This is a genomic window from Clostridia bacterium (genome assembly GCA_012841935.1).
Taxonomy (GTDB): Bacteria; Bacillota; Peptococcia; order DRI-13; family DTU073; genus DUTS01.
The window spans coordinates 1-2,524 of the sequence record DUTS01000031.1 but is presented as its reverse complement, the minus strand read 5'-3'; the positions used below and the strand labels follow the sequence as shown (position 1 = coordinate 2,524).

General features: G+C 36.8%; 3 protein-coding genes. 1 reads left to right on the top strand and 2 read right to left on the bottom strand.

The window, feature by feature from the left end; genetic code table 11:
• Positions 1–32 precede the first annotated feature (32 nt).
• On the top strand, positions 33–935 hold the full coding sequence (locus GX687_01780; GenBank protein HHX96180.1) for a hypothetical protein: 903 nt from the start codon (positions 33–35) through the stop codon (positions 933–935).
• A 7-nt stretch (positions 936–942) separates the two neighbouring features.
• Here the strand turns inward: GX687_01780 and GX687_01775 are convergent, their stop codons facing one another.
• Positions 943–1,212, bottom strand: coding sequence for a hypothetical protein (locus GX687_01775; protein ID HHX96179.1), 270 nt, complete (start codon positions 1,210–1,212; stop codon positions 943–945).
• A 73-nt stretch (positions 1,213–1,285) separates the two neighbouring features.
• The coding region (locus GX687_01770; GenBank protein HHX96178.1) for an endonuclease MutS2 at positions 1,286–2,524 on the bottom strand (1,239 nt) is incomplete at its 5' end.

Below are 2,524 nucleotides of genomic sequence, written 5' to 3'. Positions count from 1 at the left end.
TTGATTATAAATCTGGGCTAATTCCATCAAGTTTGACCCCGGAAAAATATTTAGTACAAGAAAAATTTAACAGTAAATATTTACCTACCGCAGTCTCCAATGTTTGGGTAGAATTACCGGTTTGTGCCGAAACTGGAAAACTTTTAACTAACAAATGCCCTCATTCTATTACCGGCATCTTTCTAAAAAGACCTACTCCTTGGACAGGCAGGATTGCACCAGAAGATGCCATCGAAGAAGCACCCAAAGAATTCTGTACCCTACACAGTGGTGCACCTATAGAAATCATCGAAGAAAAACCCGGTAATGAACCACCACCAGTAATTAAAACATCATTTAAATTAAAAGGCGAACTGCAGACATCAAATCAAGGACAAGCAAAAGCCATTTTACTTCAATGGGAACCACTAGATGATCATACTAATGTTTATTATCAAATTTATCGTTCTACAGAAGCCAATGTTCCTTTAACCTCCCAAAACCGAATTGCCGAAGTTAGCAATACTAACTCCTGGCAGGATAATAATCTACCTCAAGCCAACAGGTATTACTACCGTGTTATAGCCTGCAGTTCTGAAAATAATACTAAAACTTCTTCCAATGTAATAACCATTAACCTACCCCAAGTGGAAAAATTATCAACACCTTACCTCACAGCAGAGGCCCAATTAATAAATCACCTACCATGCATCAAACTGAGTTGGACTATTCCCACAACTAGTGACCCAATTATTTATCATCTTTTCCGTTCAAAAACACCAAATTTTGAAGCCAATTTTACCAACCAAATAGCCCTTAACGAAACTATTGTTGAAACAAGTTGGCTAGACACTAATGTAGAAAAAAATTCAACCTATTATTACCGCGTCCGCGGTACTAATATTTTAACTAATGAATCCAGCCCTCTTTCCAACCAAGTAAAGGTTAGTCTATAAACTTTACTTACCTCCTTAATTCTTCCGTATCCCTAACAGAATTATGATCCTTTACTCTAGGAACTGTTTCCTTACTTTTTTTCAACTGTTCATCCAAACTCATTTTCTCTGGAGCTAATTTCGGAATTTCTATAGGGCCCTTCTTTTTTATCACTTCTACTTTTTTCAAATAATCCCGTAAATGTGGATAGACGAATTCACTAAAAATATAAGCACTAACTCCCCCGGCAATAGCGGCAGATGCGTAATATAAATGTACTATAAACACCTCGGACATTAAATCACCCCCCCAATTCAGACTATTCGTTAAAATTATAGTAACTCATCATCTAACCTATGTCAAACTTAGGTTATTTTTTTGCCAATTCTACAATTGTTACCCCTTGTCCCCCTTCATAATAATTACCTAATCTAAAAGAAGCGACTAAATGATGATTTTGTAGAAAGCGTGTTATCGCACTTCGTAACGTTCCCGTACCTTTACCGTGAATAATCCGTACCTTGGGTAAACCAGCTAAATAAGCATCATCTAGATATTTCTCAACTTCCAACAAAGCCTCATCAACCGGAAAACCCCGTAAATGAATTTCACTGTTAATATTTTTAGCCTTTGAGGAAACTATTTTACCAATACCCGTAGTTCTACCATTTGCCTTTACAGTTTCCTCCTCAAGTGTACTTAAATCCCTTAAATCAACCAAAAGACGCATTATTCCAGCTTGAACAAGTACTTGTCCCTTTTCATTAGGTTCTTCTAAAACATAACCTTGTTGTTTAAACCTATTTAAAAAAACCGACATCCCTACTTTAATTTCTTCGATTTTTAAACTCTTACCACTTTTTTTCCTAAAAACTTCTTCTGCCAAAATGGCTTCTTTTTCTCTTAATTCATTTTTAATCTTTTCCATTTCCCCAAGGGCTTGCCTATCCATTTTTTTACGAGCCTCTTTAAATTCCTTTAACCAAGCTTCACTTTCCTGACGAGCCTGCTTGGTTATTTCCCAAGCCTCTTTTTGAGCCTGCCGTCTAATTTCTTGCTTTTGTTTTTCTAATTCTGCAGCTCGCTGTTTTAACTTTGCCAATTCTTCTGCCACTTCTTTTTTATATTCAACTACTAAAGCATGTTCTTTTTCCGCCAACAATTGTTCCCGTTCCAAATTAGCAATTAAATCTGCCGTACGTACTGCTTCTTGTGAAAGAAAAGCCCGAGCCCTATCTACCAATTTCGATGGCAAACCTAATTTTTCGGAAATTACCAAAGCATTACTTTTTCCCGGGATACCAATTAACAAACGATAAGTAGGCCGTAAGGTTTCAACATCAAATTCCACACTGGCATTTTCCACGCGGGAATGATGATAAGCAAAAGATTTTAATTCACTATAATGGGTGGTAGCAATAGTTTTGGCACCTGATTGAATAAAATATTCCAAGATGGCTTTAGCCAAGGCCGCTCCCTCGGTAGGATCTGTTCCCGCACCTAATTCATCAAGTAGCACAAGACTATTTTCATCTACCTGTTTTAAAATACGAATAATATTTTTTAAATGTGCCGAAAAAGTACTTAAGGACTGTTGCAAACTTTGCTC

What these genes read in the sequence shown, in the direction of transcription:
- GX687_01775 (HHX96179.1), bottom strand. Translation starts at nt 1,212, where the DNA reads ATGTCCGAGGTGTTTATAGTACATTTATATTACGCATCTGCCGCTATT.